16 protein-coding genes, 1 tRNA gene and 1 pseudogene are annotated in these 14,311 nt (G+C 58.5%); 11 read left to right on the forward strand and 7 right to left on the reverse strand.

What is annotated here, in order from left to right; genetic code table 11:
• The first annotated feature begins 44 nt into the window (after window positions 1-44).
• Window positions 45-326: a toxin-antitoxin system TumE family protein gene (locus tag HALTADL_RS00005; RefSeq protein ID WP_089673942.1), complete on the forward strand. Its 282-nt coding sequence runs from the start codon at window positions 45-47 to the stop codon at window positions 324-326.
• A complete protein-coding gene (locus HALTADL_RS00010) occupies window positions 323-751 on the forward strand; it encodes an HVO_A0114 family putative DNA-binding protein (protein ID WP_089673941.1) in 429 nt (142 codons plus the stop codon). Before HALTADL_RS00005 ends, HALTADL_RS00010 begins: the two co-directional genes overlap by 4 nt.
• A gap of 108 nt (window positions 752-859) precedes the next feature.
• Here the strand turns inward: HALTADL_RS00010 and HALTADL_RS00015 are convergent, their stop codons facing one another.
• Complete coding sequence (locus HALTADL_RS00015) at window positions 860-1,369, reverse strand: metal-dependent hydrolase (RefSeq protein WP_089673940.1); 510 nt, start codon at window positions 1,367-1,369, stop codon at window positions 860-862.
• Between the two features lie 153 nt (window positions 1,370-1,522).
• Here HALTADL_RS00015 and eif1A point away from each other — a divergent pair, with 153 nt between their 5' ends.
• Complete coding sequence (gene eif1A / locus HALTADL_RS00020) at window positions 1,523-1,807, forward strand: translation initiation factor eIF-1A (RefSeq protein ID WP_089673939.1); 285 nt, start codon at window positions 1,523-1,525, stop codon at window positions 1,805-1,807.
• Between the two features lie 56 nt (window positions 1,808-1,863).
• On the opposite strand, the gene HALTADL_RS00025 is transcribed toward eif1A, so the two are convergent.
• Both HALTADL_RS00025 and HALTADL_RS00030 read right to left on the reverse strand, forming a co-directional pair.
• A complete protein-coding gene (locus HALTADL_RS00025) occupies window positions 1,864-4,083 on the reverse strand; it encodes a histidine kinase N-terminal 7TM domain-containing protein (protein ID WP_089673938.1) in 2,220 nt (739 codons plus the stop codon).
• Window positions 4,084-4,167: 84 nt separating this feature from the next.
• Complete coding sequence (locus HALTADL_RS00030; protein WP_089673946.1) at window positions 4,168-5,310, reverse strand: acyl-CoA dehydrogenase family protein; 1,143 nt, start codon at window positions 5,308-5,310, stop codon at window positions 4,168-4,170.
• A gap of 104 nt (window positions 5,311-5,414) precedes the next feature.
• On the opposite strand from HALTADL_RS00030, the gene HALTADL_RS00035 reads away from it, so the two are divergent.
• On the forward strand, window positions 5,415-6,227 hold the full coding sequence (locus tag HALTADL_RS00035) for an RIO1 family regulatory kinase/ATPase domain-containing protein (protein ID WP_089673937.1): 813 nt from the start codon (window positions 5,415-5,417) through the stop codon (window positions 6,225-6,227).
• A 46-nt stretch (window positions 6,228-6,273) separates the two neighbouring features.
• Here the strand turns inward: HALTADL_RS00035 and HALTADL_RS00040 are convergent, their stop codons facing one another.
• Entirely contained in the window at window positions 6,274-6,873 is a 600-nt protein-coding gene (locus HALTADL_RS00040) for a DNA-3-methyladenine glycosylase family protein (protein ID WP_089673936.1), read from the reverse strand.
• Between the two features lie 143 nt (window positions 6,874-7,016).
• Here HALTADL_RS00040 and HALTADL_RS00045 point away from each other — a divergent pair.
• Both HALTADL_RS00045 and HALTADL_RS00050 read left to right on the forward strand, forming a co-directional pair.
• Window positions 7,017-7,514, forward strand: a pseudogene (locus HALTADL_RS00045) (helix-turn-helix domain-containing protein); the annotation flags it as partial.
• Between the two features lie 52 nt (window positions 7,515-7,566).
• Window positions 7,567-8,388: an IS5-like element ISHla2 family transposase gene (locus HALTADL_RS00050; RefSeq protein ID WP_100190860.1), complete on the forward strand. Its 822-nt coding sequence runs from the start codon at window positions 7,567-7,569 to the stop codon at window positions 8,386-8,388.
• A 424-nt stretch (window positions 8,389-8,812) separates the two neighbouring features.
• On the opposite strand, the gene HALTADL_RS00055 is transcribed toward HALTADL_RS00050, so the two are convergent.
• Window positions 8,813-8,887 (reverse strand) — tRNA-Arg (locus tag HALTADL_RS00055).
• A 124-nt stretch (window positions 8,888-9,011) separates the two neighbouring features.
• On the opposite strand from HALTADL_RS00055, the gene HALTADL_RS00060 reads away from it, so the two are divergent.
• From HALTADL_RS00060 to HALTADL_RS00070, 3 genes are all read left to right on the forward strand, one after another.
• Window positions 9,012-9,863, forward strand: a complete 852-nt coding sequence (locus tag HALTADL_RS00060; protein WP_089673947.1) for a geranylgeranylglycerol-phosphate geranylgeranyltransferase — start codon at window positions 9,012-9,014, stop codon at window positions 9,861-9,863.
• A gap of 152 nt (window positions 9,864-10,015) precedes the next feature.
• Window positions 10,016-10,624 (forward strand): RAD55 family ATPase, encoded by a 609-nt coding sequence (locus HALTADL_RS00065; protein WP_089673948.1) that lies wholly within the window; start codon window positions 10,016-10,018, stop codon window positions 10,622-10,624.
• A 41-nt stretch (window positions 10,625-10,665) separates the two neighbouring features.
• The gene (locus HALTADL_RS00070; protein ID WP_089673949.1) at window positions 10,666-11,088 is read left to right on the forward strand and encodes a CoA-binding protein; all 423 of its coding nucleotides are present in this window, start codon (window positions 10,666-10,668) and stop codon (window positions 11,086-11,088) included.
• A gap of 9 nt (window positions 11,089-11,097) precedes the next feature.
• Here the strand turns inward: HALTADL_RS00070 and HALTADL_RS00075 are convergent, their stop codons facing one another.
• Entirely contained in the window at window positions 11,098-11,412 is a 315-nt protein-coding gene (locus HALTADL_RS00075; RefSeq protein ID WP_089673950.1) for a DUF5798 family protein, read from the reverse strand.
• A gap of 121 nt (window positions 11,413-11,533) precedes the next feature.
• Between HALTADL_RS00075 and surE the strand changes: the two genes are divergently transcribed.
• Window positions 11,534-12,346, forward strand: coding sequence for a 5'/3'-nucleotidase SurE (gene surE, locus HALTADL_RS00080; RefSeq protein WP_089673951.1), 813 nt, complete (start codon window positions 11,534-11,536; stop codon window positions 12,344-12,346).
• Here surE and HALTADL_RS00085 read toward each other — a convergent pair.
• Window positions 12,343-13,428 carry an NAD(P)/FAD-dependent oxidoreductase gene (locus tag HALTADL_RS00085; RefSeq protein WP_089673952.1) on the reverse strand — a complete coding sequence of 362 codons (1,086 nt, stop codon included), beginning with the start codon at window positions 13,426-13,428 and terminating at the stop codon, window positions 12,343-12,345. The two genes, surE and HALTADL_RS00085, sit on opposite strands and share 4 nt — an antisense overlap.
• Window positions 13,429-13,564: 136 nt before the next feature.
• Between HALTADL_RS00085 and HALTADL_RS00090 the strand changes: the two genes are divergently transcribed.
• Window positions 13,565-14,284: a class I SAM-dependent methyltransferase gene (locus tag HALTADL_RS00090; protein WP_089673953.1), complete on the forward strand. Its 720-nt coding sequence runs from the start codon at window positions 13,565-13,567 to the stop codon at window positions 14,282-14,284.
• The last annotated feature ends 27 nt before the right edge of the window (window positions 14,285-14,311 follow it).

Genomic DNA, 14,311 nt, shown 5'->3' on the forward strand with positions numbered 1-14,311 from the left:
TTCCCATACCCTTATCATGATGGGACTAATACCATAGGGTGTTGATGAGTCATTCGGTCATCGAAGATGTTGAGGATCGTATTGAAAACCGTATCATCCGACGGAAGATCATCAAGACCAATGACTCACAGTATGCAAGTGGGTACCGCTACGCGTTCCACTACGGCTACACAGACGGACGTGGTACCATCCTCCGTTACGACAACGAGAATGAAACCGTCGGTCGACACGAGTGCCATACGTCAGACGGCGTCACCGAAATCGAGTTTCCAGGGATGATGGAACTCCGTGACCGATTCATCGACGAAATCAAAGACCAACCATGACCGAAAATACGCTCAAAATCACGTTTCAGCAGGCAGAACAGCATCGCCAAGCGGCGCGTGAACGGTTGCGCCGAGCCGAAGCCGGTGACACAGACGGTGCGGTAGACCAGGACGCGCGCTTCATCATCAATTTCGAAGAGTTCGACGATATCGCCCGACTCATGCGTACGTCGAATCTTGAACTTATTGAGGCAATTGTCTCTGCGGAGCCAGCAAGTATCCGCCAATTAGCTGAGACTGTCGACCGCGACTATCGGGAAGTTCATCGCAACCTCGGTGAGCTTGAATCGCTTGGCGTAATCGAGTTCAAGGACGACGGGTCGCGCAAGAAACCAATCCTCCGCGGTGATACCGAGAACATTGATTTCTCGATTCGCTTTCCTCGGTCTACGGATCGCAGTGGGATTTCGGGTGTATCTGCGTAGTACATTCGATTGCCTGATATCCGTAGGTCTGGACCAATCAGGCAATAAATATCACTTCCATTGAGGCTACTAGTAGATTTTCGCCCGGTAGTGTTCCAGTCGACGCGATCAGAAAGCGCCGAGCGCCATGCCAACCCAGCCAGTGGTCACGAGAATACCGAGGCCGAACAGTCCGCTGTTGGCCAGTCTGTTGTCGGCCCGTGCCAGCGAGACCGAGAACGTCCGCTTCGACAGCGGCCACAAATAGTTCACGCCCGCCGGAGTCAGCGTGTCGCCGATCAGATGGGCGATAACGGTCAGTGCGCCAATGGCAAAGCCGATTTCGGGCAGTCCAAACCCGTCTCCGAGACCGAGGTCGAAACTGAGCGCGACAACACGCTCGGCAATCAACCCGATAGCCCAGCCGATGCCACCGATGAGAGCGGCGAACAGTAGCGAGTGGGTTGGGCCACGGTGTTCGATCAACGGGAGACGATGGTCGACGTCGGGCAACATCGCGAACCAAATCATCACGCCGCCGGTGATGGCTGCGAGGATGGGCGAGCCGACCCCGACGAGCGCGTAGCCAATCGGCGCGAACACGAGCATCGAGACGCCAAGATGGCCTTTCCGATACATACAGTCGGCTATCAGTCACTCAGTAAAAGCAGTTCGACTCCGGGATGGATGAGGTGCCCGAATCGACAGCCAGCACTGTGCTATGTGGGGAGTCGACATGCGAGACCGACGCAGGATGCTACTCTTTAACTGTTGGCGGTGCGTACTACGTGTGTGTCTGAAGAATCAGGGAGGAAGAACCTCCGCATGCCAAACGATGACGAAATGTTTGCAGTCGTCACCGACATGCTCGGCGCTGGCCGGGTCCGACTTCGGTGTAACGACGGGAAAGAACGCATGGGCCGCATTCCGGGACGAATGCGGTTCCGAACGTGGATCAACGAGGACGATGTCGTGCTCATCGAGCCGTGGGACTGGCAAGACGAGAAGGCCGACGTCGAGTGGCGTTACGACAGCCAAGACGCCCAACAGCTCCGCGAAGAAGGTCACATCAACTAATACTCCGTTGTCGTTCTACTGCACGTCGAACTGTCGAGCCCCGGCTCTTTGACTCCTTACTCGTCGCTACGCGTCGTCGTCTGAATCGGTGCGCCAACGCTGTCGCCACCCATCGGTCTGGTCCTCGATGCGCTGGCGGTCGCGGATCGGTCGGCAGCCGCAGCGTTGGCATCCGCAAGCGATGGGAACGACAGCGTCACGACCGAACCACGGGGGTCGGTGTTCTCGATGGCCAGCTCGCCGTCCATCCCCTCGACAATCCATTTGACGAGCCACAGCCCCAGTCCGCTGATATGTTCGAGCGGTGTCTCGATGCCAGCAGTGATCACTCGCTGTTCGGCCTCGGGAACCCCCGGGCCGTTGTCGCTGACGGTGAGTTCGACCCGGTCGGTCTCCGGACAGTGAGTGACGACAACGTCGACCTCCGGCGTCTCGCTGTCGTTGTGTTCGACTGCGTTCTCGATGAGGTTGGTGACCGCCGACCGGATCAGCGTATCACCTAGGATCGAAGCGTTCTCAACCCGGGTTCGAATCTCGGTGTCCGGATACGTTTCGTGGATCGACTGCACCTCGTCTTCGACGATTCGCGAGAGATCGATCCGCTTGAGTTCCTGATCACGGCCATGGAGCCGCTGGTCGATCTTCCGGACTTTTTCGCCGAGGCGTACCAGATTGCTCGCCTTCTGTTCGATGGTCTCGGCATGTCGACCGCGCTTGGCATCGAGCGTCTCGGTAAGGATTTCGGCGTGGCCGACCACGACGTTCATATCGTTTCTGAGGTCGTGGCGGAGCACGCGGTTCATCACCCGTCGACGCTGTTGATTCTGATAGCGGTCGGTGATGTCACGGATCGTGATAATGACACCGTCGGTTGCCGGTGTCGAGTGACTGCCGCGAACGGTGGTTTCGACCATCCGCCAGTCGCCATCGTCGGTCTGCACACGGTACTGGGAGTTGATCGTCCGATCACTGTCGGCGACCGCCTCCATTTCGGCTTCGATTGGCTCGATGTCGTCGGGGTGGAACAGTTCACTGAGGTCCCGGCCGACGAGTTCGAGCTGTGTGTAGGCCAACTCCGGCTCGACCGACGGACTCACGTAGCTAATCCGGCCGTCCGGGTCGACAATCGTCACGATGTCGCTCGTGTGTTCGATTACCGCCTGGAACTCCAACTCCTGTTCGCGTTGGGCCGTGACATCCCGGAACACCAGCAGTTGGCCCTCGACCGAGAGTTCGGCTGGGACCGGTTCGGTGCTGACGATGAACTGGCTCCCGTCGTCGAGACACAGTTCGACACCGGATGGATGGGGCCGGAGTTGGGCCTCGCCACCATCGGTCCGCTGAGCCGCCTCCGACTCGGCCGGAGACTCGCTGTCTGGGAGATCATCTCGATTGCTGAACTGGAGCAACTGCTCGCCACCGGGGAGTACCGAGGCCGCATCAAGACCGATCACCGGATCGGGCAACAAGAGTTGGCGACGGGCAGCAGTGTTTGCGATGCGAATTCGGCCCTCGTCGTCGACCAACACGACGCCGTCTTCCATCGTCGACAGCACACGGCCGTGGGCGGTCGGTAGAATGTCGAACAGCCGGTAGCGGGCACTGCCGAGCAAAATGAGCGTACTAAACAGGCTCAACACCAACGGCGGTCCGTGGATTGCGGCCAGCTCAAAATTAAACAGCTGTTGGACCGGGCCGAGCAGTGGAACGGCTCCGGCTGCCACCAACACCAACAGCTGTGGATGGTAGGCCGGGTCGGTGTCGCCGAGGGTGCGAATGAGGAACAGTATCGACAACACCCCCAGCAGAAACATATAGGTTTGATGAAAGGCGAAGATCGGTTCGAGTGTCGGGAGGACGACGAGTTGGCTGCCGACCATCCCGGTCGTCTCGCCGCTGACGAACAGTCGGTGGGCCGGCATCGTCAGTGCGGCTCCCAACATGACCACGGGCTCGATAGCCAAGAGCCCGAGGACCGGTCGTGTCAGGAGGGACTTCTGGTCGGTGTAGGCAACCACGAAGACGAACCACAGCGTACTGTAGGGAATCAACCCGAGCCACAGCCAGCGCAGTGCGTTGTAACTTTCGGCAGGGGACGCTATGAGATAGATCGAATAGCCGAAAGCCCAGAGCGCACAGGAGATCGCAACGCCAACAAACGAGTACTGCACTAACTTCGATTGAGTCTCACACACCCGGTAGGAAACGACCGCAAGCACCGTCGAAAGAAGTCCCGACAGTACTGCGAGTTGAAATACCGGGAGCATCGAGTACATGAATCTGGTCTCTCTTCACTGTATCTTACTTTCCAGTTATTAATGCATTGGTTGCGAATATTCTTTTTGAGAACTGTAGACAATTTAAAGCGATAATTCCCGTCCAATTATCAGTCGCTGTATTTGACTGGTTCCCTCGCCGATCTCCATCAGCTTCGCATCCCGGTAGAACCGCTGTGGAGCGTACTCGGTCATATAGCCGTGGCCGCCGAGTACCTGAATCGCGCTTTCGGCGACCTCACGGGCGGCTTCCGAGGCATCAAGCTTTGCCAAGGCGGCCGCATTCGTCGTCGACTCCCCGCGGTCGTATTTCCACGCGGCTTTCCGAGTCAGCAGTCGCGCACGTTCGGTTTTGCGGTACATCTCGACGATCAGATCCCGAACGGCATCGAACTCCGCTATCGGCTGGTCGAACTGCTCGCGTTCGCCAGCGTACGTTTTGGCGGCCTCGTAGGCACCCTGTGCTAGCCCCGTCGACAGGGCTGCAATCGAGATTCGACCCCCGTCGAGCGTTGTGAGCGTCTGTGTCCAGCCCTCGCCCGTCTCACCCAGCAGTCGGTCCTCGGGAAGCCGCACGTCGTCGAGGGTGAACGTGCACGTCGGCGAACTGTGGAGACCCATCTTGTCCCAAATCTTGGTAATTTCGAAGCCGTCGTCTGCGTGGGGATCGAGAATAAACGTCGAGATGCCGTCGTAACCTGCCTCGGGATCAGTGACGGCCTTCAGAATGATCGAATCGGCGACGTTGGCGTTCGTAATAAACTGCTTTGTGCCGTTTATCACCCACTCGTCGCCGTCTTTGACGGCCTGTGTCTGGAGGTTGGAGGCATCCGAACCGCTTTCGGGTTCGGTGAGCGCCCACGCGCCGAGCGACTCGCCGCGTGCAAGGGGTTCGAGCCAGCGCTCTTTCTGGGCCTCCGTGCCGAAGGCGTCGAGCGGTTTCGAGGCCAGTGAGGTGTGGGCCGCATACGAGAGGCCAGTACCGCCGGAGACACGGCCAAGCTCCTCGACGACCAGCGAGTAGGCCTGCTGGCCAGCCCCTCGGCCCCCGTAGGCTTCGCTGATCGGCACGCCCAACAGCCCACGGTCGCCGAGTTCGTCGAAGATCTCGGCCGGAAACCGTCGGTCGTCCTCGATTTTCTGGGCAATGGGGGCCAGTTCCGCCTCACAGAACGCCCGAACCTCCTCGCGTCGCTCCTGATTTTCCGCGGATAGCTCGAAATCCATACCGAACAGTGGATCAGCCGACAGATAAACATCCCGAACAACCATAATAATTACTGAACAATCGGGTGGTTGTTTATATACGTCGCGGTCGTGCGTACGGTCGAATGCGTCTACGCCGCCTGGTCCGCGGCCGGATCGACTGGCCCGAACTGGAGACTGTCATCAAAACCATTGCCGAGCGGTACGACCGCGATGAGGTCAGCGTCCGGTTTCTGGAGGCTGATAACTGGCTGTCGACGCCGATGGTCGTCGACGAGGACCTGTTCGTGAAGGTCATCAGCAAGCAGAACACGATGGTCCATGCGCTGTTCACGACCGGGCGGAATATCGGGGCCTTCTCAGCCGGGACTGAGGGTTTCTTTGAGTCCTTCCAGACACCCTACGAGATGGCCCGCCACGAACTGGAGGCGACCCGCGAGATGCGCGAACTCGGCATCAACACCCCCGAACCGGTCGAGGCGTTCGAGGTCGACGGCTTCGGGGTCGTGGTGCTCGAATATCTCCCCGATTTCAGACCGCTGGACGAACTCGATCCGGAGAGCGAGTTGGGACTGGCAGTCGACTTGTTCGACGCCTTGAAAACGCTCCACGACGCCGGGTTGGCCCACGGCGACCTGCGGGCCGAGAACGTCCTCATTTTGGACGCCGAACTGTTCTTTATCGACGCGACGAACGTCAACAGCGAAGGCAACAATTCGATTCGATGGTACGATCTAGCCTGTGGACTGGCCGCCCTTGAACCGCTAATCGGTGCGCGGGAGGCCGTCGACGCCGCGCTGGCGGTCTACTCGGTCGACGAGTTGCTCAATGCGATGGATTTCCTGAGTTTCGTGAAAATCCGCCCTGACCATGATTTCGAGGCCGCCGCGCTGACGAGTGAGATCGAAAAACGGGCGACTGATAGTCAGCGCGCCTGAGTAGCTGCGGTCGCCAGCAGTCCTCCCAACGCTCTTTTTAAGATACCTAGCTAACGATGCTGTCGACAGTCGAATTCTCGTCGACGTAGTACTCCCAAATGTACAGTGTTGCAGTCGAGCGATACGGAGCCCAATCCTCGGCACGCGCTCGCATTTCGGGTCGGGACTCATCGCTGAACAGAGCGGTCATCCCGCGGCGAACCGCCAAATCCTCGACGGGAAAGACATCGGGACGGCCCAGTCCGAAGATGAGCGTCATTTTTGCGGTCCACACACCGATGCCCGAGATCTCGGTGAGCGTCTCGATAACGGCGCTATCGCTTTGGCCAGCAAACTGGTCGGTAGTGACCTCCTCTGCTAGGAACCACGTAGCGACCGCCCGCACGTACTCGACTTTTTGTGGTGAGAGCCCAGCCTCGCGGAGCGTCGACTCCTCGGCGGCCAAGATTCCTTCCGGCGTGATGTCGACCGCGGCAAACAGGCGTTTGCGAATCGTTCGGGCGGCTTCAGTCGAAATGAGTTGGTTGACAATCGAGATGACCAGTCGTTCGAACAGGTCCTCGGCTGGCTCAAGGGTCAACTCACCGTAGCTCTCGACAAGGGGTTCCAGCTCCGTCTGCCGCAACTGATCGTGTACGTCGACCACGAGTGGGCTCGGTGTCGAGCACAGAAATCGATTGTGTCGTGAGCCATCTAATGTTGGTAAGAAAAAATGACAGAACAAAATAAAGTAAGAATCAAACAACAGAACAACAGAAATTATACCTCTTGGTAACGTAACCCACACTAATGAGCCAGACGGATTCCCGGGCAGGGACACGACTCACACTCGATCTGTGGCACCCGAACTGCTGGGCGATTGATGCAACAACCGAAGTTTCAGGAGGTGTGTTGGCCCATGCAATCTACAACACACCCACGACAGATATGCGTTCAGCGTCAGTTAACGGACTTTTTACTGCGTTTGGTGACACTGTCGACGAGGTCGAAGCGTTGCTTGACCAGATCGACGCTTCACCACACAGCGGTGAACTGCTGGAACTCCAGGAACGGTTTGGAGCCGGACACGCCGCGCCGGGCAACGTGGTCCGAGAGTTTTTCCTCGAATACAAACCCGGAGATATGGTCTGTCCCGTGCTGTTAGAACACGGCTTTGTCCACAGTGCCCCAGTCCGTATCGAAAACGGACGGGAAGTGTGGGAGGTGTGTTTCGCCGGCAACCGTCCCAGTATCGAGCCCTCGCTCGACGGTGTTCGGGAGGATGCCGGTGCTGATATCGAAGTCAAGGGCTCTGTTGAAATCCTTGAAGATTTACATGTTTGTCGTGTAATTCCATGAGATGAAGACCCTCCCGAAGTCGCAGATTCTCCGTTTTACTGAGAAGGCGATCCACCTAGCACGCCGAGCAGTCTCTCGATACTCCTCGAAGTTTTCTAAACACCGCTATACACTCCCGCAGCACGTTGTTCTACTGTGTCTCAAAGTTCGGAAGAACACGACCTATCGTGGTCTGCTTGACGAACTGATCGAGATGCCACGCATTCGTCAAGCTCTTGGATTAACTGAACTACCTACGCCATCAACGCTCTGTAAGGCGTTCAATCGGCTTGATATGGCTGTATGGCGTGTTGTATTGACTCTCTCAGCGACGCTACTTCCGACGAGTGGAATCGTTGGAGTTGATGCGTCAGGGTTCGGCCGCAGTCACGCCTCAAAACATTACACGAAACGGGCTGAACTCACGATTCAGCAGCTCAAAGTGACGCTGTTGGTAGATACGAAAGTGAACGCAATTCTCGATCTGCACGTGACGACGACACGAAAACACGATAGTCAGATCGCTCCATCGTTGATCAAACGCAACCCCGAGACCATCGACATTCTGCTCGGTGACAAAGGCTACGACGACCAGAAGATCAGACGACTTGCCCGTCACCACGAGGTTCGGCCACTGATTAAGCATCGTGAGTTCACATCTCTCCACAAGGCATGGAACGCACGCTTAGACGCTGATCTCTACGGACAGAGAAGTCAATCAGAGACGGTCAACTCAACGCTCAAACGAAAGTACGGTGCCTTCGTTCGCTCCCGACAATGGTGGAAACAGTTCCGTGAACTCGTTCTTAGATGTCTTGTCTACAATATCGACCGAGCCCTCTAAGATCAGTACAGAGCAAAGGTCCCACAATCGTTATCTCATCAGGCATTAACCCATTATGTATGTCAAAAGTAATTTGGACACTTGCTGTAGCATATGGTCTCGTTGGACTCGGTCTATTCTACAGTTTAGCAGTAGATTCTAGTGAGCTATTTTTAGCCATGACTACCGTCATCTATGTTCTAATGCTTCCATTAGCATATCTAGTCTATAAAAAACGGGTTGTAAGTGAGTAATCGCTCAAGAAACAGCCAATTCCCACATCTACGTAGCAGCTGTGTCACTGCTAAAAGTGTTAGTTCAATAGGATTTCAACAAAGCCTGGTGATATACATACACCATCGTTCTGTCATGGAACGAAAGCAAGATCAGGCCCCGTTCCAGTAGGAAAACCGGCGCCGTCTGGCGATTATACTTCCAAAACCAGTGGGCGCTGCAGGATTTGAACCCGCGGCAGCTTGGTCCGAAGCCAAGTACTCTGTCCAGGCTGAGCTAAGCGCCCGCACTCGATTATTCCGAAGCTCCAATAATAAGGGCGTCGGTCTCGTCGCACCCAGTCGACCGGTCACACACAACGTGATTGAGGATCCGCGTCCTTTATTCGGTGACACTCACCATCGGGATGTATGGCAACGTTGGCGGTTCGTGGGCGGGCCTGTCTCGACCTCACGCGGCCGGGGAACGCGATAGCTGCGGGACTGCTCACGTTTACCGGTGCGTTCGTCGCTGGGGGTGTGAGTGGTGCGCCGGCGGCTGTGGGAGCTGCAGTCATCGCAACGCTCACCGCGACCGGCGGCGGCAACGCGATCAACGACTACTTCGACCGGGAGATCGACGCGATCAACCAGCCCGAGCGACCGATTCCACGGGGTGACATCTCCGCGCGCGGCGCACTGCGGTTCAGCCTCGTACTCTTCGGGATCGCCACCGCCGCCGCACTGACGCTCCCGGCGGTCGCCATCGCCATCGCCGTCTTCAATTTCATCGCACTGGTGGCCTACACGGAGCTATTTAAAGGGTTGCCAGGGGTTGGCAACGCGTTGGTCGGCTATCTGACCGGGAGCACATTCCTCTTTGGCGGCGCAGCAGTCGACAGGCCGCTCGGTGCGGTCACCCTGTTCGGACTCGCGGCCATCGCAACGCTCACCCGCGAAATCGTCAAAGATGTCGAAGATATCGCCGGCGACCGAGAGGAGGGACTGCGGACGTTACCGATTGTGATCGGTGAGCGCCGCGCGCTACTGATCGGAGTTGCTGTGATGGTCCTCGCGGTCGCCGCAAGCGGCTGGCCGTATCTCACGGGGACGTTCGGTGTCGTCTATCTCGCGGTTGTGATTCCGGCCGATCTGGTGATGCTCGGCGCGACGGTACGGGCGTTTACGGCACCGCGGACGGGCCAGCGATGGCTGAAACGTGGGATGTTGTTGGCCGCAGTGGCGTTCGTTGCTGGCCGAGCGGTGGTGGTAATCGGGACATAAACCGGTAGTATACCCCCCGAATCCAACTGGCATAATCAAAAAGAATATTACCCGCAACCGGTATCATCCATGCAGCCGATGAGTCCCGGACTGCCGGATCGACATTCGAGTGGACATCAGCCGTGCCACTGCACGACTCGGGAGCAGTTATAATGTATGAGCTTACTGCGGATCTCGATGAGGAAGTCCTACCGGGAACGAATATACTGATTTCCGGACCACCACTGACAGGAAAACGGTCGCTTGCGCTCGATATCCTCGCCAACGGCGTCGAAAAAGGCGAGGGTGCGATTATCGTCACGACAAAGGACAGTGCAACCCGTGTACTGGAGGACTTTGCACGACGCACCAAGTACGAGGGTCGACCGGTCGCGGTCGTCGACTGTGTCACCCGCCAGCAGGGCGTTGGTGAAGTACGGGAGGACAAACGCATCAAATACACTTCCTCGCCGGTCGACATGACCGGAATTGGGATCAAACTCTCCGAGTTCCTGCAGGCGTTCCATCAGGATCAGGGAATCACTCACAACCGGATCATGGTCCATTCGCTGTCGACGCTGTTGATGTATGCCGATCTCCAGACCGTCTTCCGATTCCTCCACGTCTTTACGGGCCGCATCCAGAGCGTCGACGGGCTGGGCGTCTTCTGTATCGACTCGACGTCCCACGACGATCAGGCGATGAACACCCTTACGCAGCTCTTTGACGGCGTGATTCGGATGAAGGAAGACGAGCCGCCGGAAGTCCGACTCCAGCAATAACTGACTCAATACTTTTGCAACTCCCGCCCGACATCGTAGCTATGGCTGTCTCAGATGACGACACCCTTCGTGAACTGCTCGGGATGAATCGAATCGCGGTTGTTGGCTGTTCGAGCACGCCAGGCAAAGCCGCCCACGAGATCCCTGCCTATCTCCAGCGACAGGGGTACGAGATCTACCCCGTCAACCCATTTGCCGACGAAATTCTCGGTCGGGAGGCCGTCGACTCACTGAGTGAGATCGAAAACGAAATCGATCTCGTCGACGTCTTTCGCCCCAGCGAAGAGGTTGCTGGCATCGTCGACGAAACGCTCGACCGCACGGAGTCAACGGGCGATGTCGAGGCGATCTGGCTCCAGTTGGGTATTCATGACGATGCGGCGGTCGAGAAAGCAGAAGCGGCCGGACTGACCGTGGTCGAAGATCGGTGTATGAAAGTCGAACACCAGCGTTTGATGGAGTAATCGTTCGAATTAGGCTTCGGTCTCCGGATCGTCCGTGTCAGCTGACTCCGATTCGTCGACGGCTCCAGCCTCGGCCTCAGCGTCGAGAATATGTGCATCCGCCGAGACTGCATCGAGATCGATATCGAGTTCGGTCGCAATCGCTTCGATGATCGCCCGCTGTTCGACGATCTCTGTTTCGAGCGTCTGCACCCGGTCGCCGGTGTTCTGGACAGTCTCCTGTGTCGTGTCGACCTGCTCACGGACCTCGTTGAGCCGGTGGAACATCTTTTCGGCGGTATCTGCAAGCATCTGGATTTTCTTTGTCGTGCTTCCGAGTCCCATACTGACCCATGAGTGTCAGGCTTTGTGTCCTTTGTGGCTTGGTCGTCCCAACGTTACCGAAACCCCTCTCGAACCGGACTGGAGCCGAGTACTTTTCGTCCCGCCCGTGTTGGAACCCTGTATGGATGGGCCACGGATTCTGTTGACAAACGACGACGGGATCGACAGCGTCGGCTTTCGCGCGCTCTACGAGGGCCTTTCGACGCTCGGCGACGTGATCGCGGTCGCGCCCGCCGACGATCAAAGCTCAGTCGGGCGGTCGATCTCGCGGGCGGTCGACGTCCGCGACCACGAACTCGGCTACGAGGTAGCAGGGACGCCGGTCGACTGCGTGATCGCTGGCCTCGGGACCCTCTGTCCCGATGTCGATCTCGTCGTCTCGGGCTGTAACAAGGGCGCAAACATCGGAGCCTACGTCCTCGGTCGATCCGGAACCGTCAGTGCGGCTGTCGAAGCCGCCTTTTTTGACGTGCCTGCGATCTCGGTCTCGTTATATATTGACGCGGGCGACGACTGGCAGCAGCTCGCGACCGACCCCGCGGATTTCCGCCATGCGACCGCTGCAACCCGGTATCTCGTCGACCACGCGGGCGAGGCTGGCGTCTTCGAGGCCGCCGACTACCTGAACGTGAACGTCCCCTATATCGAGACCGAATCAGGACGCATCGAGCCGAGCGAGATGGTGGTCACCCATCCGTCGACGCGATACGAGATGGGAGCCGAGCGAAACGGCGAGCAGGTCGACTTGCAGGACAACATCTGGGAGATGATGCGTTCGGGGTCGATCACGGACCCAGAAGGAACCGACCGCCGAGCCGTGGCCGAGGGACAGATCAGCGTCTCGCCGTTGACCGCGCCTCACTCGACAAAACACCACGACGCGCTCGATAGCCTCGCAGAACAGTATCGGGTCGAAAACGAAGGGCCCAGTTAGTCGTCGGATTCGGCCGCGGCGGTGTCGGCGTCGGCTGCTGCGGTCTTGGCGCGGGTGCGTTCGAGTTCTTCGAGATACGCATCTGCATCCATCGCGCTCTGACAACCCATACCCGCCGCAGTGACTGCCTGCTGGTAGTGGAAGTCGACCACGTCACCCGCGCCGAACAACCCCGCGACACCAGTTGCAGTCTGGTTGCCGCCCTCGCCGCCCTCTGTCTTCAGATACCCCTCATCGTCGGTGTCGACACCGATGTCCTCCAAGTAGCCCGTGTTCGGCGTGTGACCGATAGCGTAGAAGACCGCACCCGCATCGAACTCGAACTCCTCAGTCTCTGGATCGTCGAGTTTGGCGGTCGGGTGGCCCTCGGGATGGCGCACAAGCGTCACCGAGTCGACGCCTTCCTCACGGCTGCCGTGGAGTTCGGTGGCCTCGGTGTTGCGCATAATTTCGATTTCGCCCGCGTCGACTTTGTCCATGATGCGGTCGATCCAGACGTCCTCGGCGCGGAACTCCTCGCGGCGGTGGACGATATAGACCGTCGAGGCGAACTTCGTGAGGAAGTGAGCTTCCTCCATCGCGGCGTCGCCGCCGCCGATAACGACGATCTTCTCGTCGCGGAAGAAGGCTCCGTCACAGGTCGCACACGTCGACAGGCCGTAGCCCATCAGATCGTCCTCGCCCGGAATACCGAGTGTCCGGGCACTCGCACCGGAGGCGGCGATCACGGCATCGGCGGTGTAGACGTCGCCGTTCGAGAGCGTGATCCGGAACAAGCGATCAGTTCCTTCGCCTTCGGCGTCGACTGATTCCAGCACGCCGTTTTTCGTATCTGCACCGAACTGCTCGGCCTGCTCTTTCATGTTGTTGATGAGCTCCGGCCCGGAGATGCCCTCGGGGAAGCCGGGGTAGTTCTCGACATCGGTGGTTAGTGTGAGCTGGCCACCGGGCTCGTCGCCTTCAAGCACGAGTGGGTTGTTGTTCGAACGGGCGGCATAGATCGCTGCCGTAAGCCCCGAAATACCGGTTCCGGCGATCACCAATGGCCGGTGTTCGACGACCGCATCGGAGTCTGCTGACATGGCTACGCGTAGGCAGACGAGTCGTATGTAGGTTGTGCTGTGTCCCGAACGTGCCGGTAGCTGTGGCGCGGTGAGACACCAGTCGACGCCGACGTGATCCACAGACGCTTTTATCGCGCGCTGCAGAGTCGTGACAATGACAGCCGACCGCGAGGGCCGAGCCGACGAGCCGGTGGGCGATGAGGAGTCAGTCGACCAGCCGGCCGCCGAGGATCTGCAGGCGGTCTACGACCGAATCGCGACACACTTCTCGCAGACCCGTGAGTATTCGTGGCCAGAGGTCGAGGAGTTCGTCGACAGCGAAGTCGACCGTTGTGGTTCTCTCGGCCGGGCACTGGATCTCGGCTGTGGCAACGGTCGACATGCCGAAACCCTCGCCAATGCGGGCGGCGACGTCGTCGGGCTGGATGTTAGTCGGGGCCTCCTAGCGGAAGCGAGGGAGCGAGCCGCCGAGGGTGGGTTCGGTGTCGGCCTCGTCCACGGCGACGCCTCGCGACCCCCGTTTGTCGACGACCGATTCTCGCAGATCGTCTACGTTGCAACACTCCACCATCTTCGCACGCGCGAGGCCCGGCAGCAGAGTCTCTCGGAGGTCGGCCGGGTGCTGGCTCCCGGTGGTCGAGCCCTCGTCTCGGCGTGGAGTACGGCCCACGACCGATTTGATGCTACCGAGGGGTTCGATACGACCGTCGACTGGACGCTGCCCGGTGGGAAACAGGTCGGGCGCTACTACCACATTTACGACCCCAAAGAGTTCCAGGCGGATTTGGAGGCAGCGTCGGTCGAGATTGTCGACGTTCGTGTGTCGAGTGGGAACTGCTATGCGGTCGTTGAGTCATCGTCCGACGTGTCGTAGTCGACGACACGGCACCGTCGACTGTCA

This window comes from Halohasta litchfieldiae (assembly GCF_002788215.1).
Taxonomy (GTDB): Archaea; Halobacteriota; Halobacteria; order Halobacteriales; family Haloferacaceae; genus Halohasta; species Halohasta litchfieldiae.